Consider the following 516-nt stretch of genomic DNA (forward strand, 5'->3'; position numbering starts at 1 on the left):
ATCACCAGCGGCAAGTTCGTGTTCTCCACCAGCGAGGCCTACCTGATCGAGAACGGCAGGATCACCACCCCGGTGAAAGGCGCCACCCTGATCGGCAACGGTCCGGAAGCGATGAGCCGGGTGTCTATGGTCGGCAACGACCTGGCCCTGGACAGTGGCGTGGGAACCTGCGGGAAGGACGGTCAGTCGGTGCCGGTCGGTGTAGGCCAGCCGACCCTGAAGATCGATGCGATCACCGTCGGCGGCACCGGCGCCTGAGGCATGGCCCGGGCGCCGGCGCGGCGAAACCTAGCGCAGGCCGCGCTTGGTTTCGTCCAGTTCGCGGATGTACTTGAACACTTTGCGTGCGGCGGCCGGCGGTTTGTTGTGCGCGGCCTCGTGCTGGGCGTGGCGGACCAGGCCGCGCAGGTGCTGGCGATCGCACTCGGGGAACTCCCCGACGAAGGCGTCGAGCGCTGCGTCGCCGCCGGCGATCAACTGGTCGCGCCAACGTTCGAGGGCATGGAAACGTTCGTT

Annotated in this window: 2 protein-coding genes; one reads left to right on the forward strand and one right to left on the reverse strand. The window is 67.4% G+C overall.

From position 1 onward, the window contains the following. On the forward strand, window positions 1–258 hold a 258-nt coding region (locus OKB87_RS23570; RefSeq protein ID WP_270828631.1), incomplete at its 5' end, for a metallopeptidase TldD-related protein. Between the two features lie 30 nt (window positions 259–288). Here OKB87_RS23570 and yjgA read toward each other — a convergent pair. Then, window positions 289–516, reverse strand: a 228-nt coding sequence (gene yjgA / locus OKB87_RS23575) for a ribosome biogenesis factor YjgA (protein ID WP_270828632.1), incomplete at its 5' end; no start/stop codon positions are given.

It is taken from the genome of Aeromonas sp. Y318-1 (assembly GCF_027706125.1).
In the GTDB taxonomy this organism is placed as follows: Bacteria; Pseudomonadota; Gammaproteobacteria; order Enterobacterales; family Aeromonadaceae; genus Aeromonas; species Aeromonas hydrophila.